1 protein-coding gene is annotated in these 276 nt (G+C 58.3%); it reads right to left on the reverse strand.

Going from position 1 to position 276, the window contains the following annotated elements; genetic code table 11:
• Positions 1 to 183 (reverse strand): laccase domain-containing protein (locus Q4563_RS19640; protein ID WP_303605715.1); only part of this gene is annotated, 183 nt, incomplete at its 3' end.
• Positions 184 to 276 lie beyond the last annotated feature (93 nt).

A 276-nucleotide genomic window follows, 5' to 3' on the forward strand; every position in this document is an offset into this window, starting at 1 on the left:
AAAGGCCTCCAGTACATCCACCCCCACCTCGAACTGAGCCGGCCCAATAGCAGGCCCAAGCCAAGCCACTAGCTCTGGGGTAACGTCGGAAAAAGTCGCCAAGGTTTTACGAACAATACCGGCAGCCAGCGAACGCCAACCTGCATGCACAGCAGCCACTTGCGTACCCGCCGTATTGCACAACTAAATCGGCTAGCAGTCCGCCGTCAGTACGGCACAGGGCAACTCGCGCTGACGAGTAAAACAATCGTCGGCAGTTTGCACCCAGCCATCGGC

The organism is Gilvimarinus sp. 1_MG-2023, assembly GCF_030548285.1.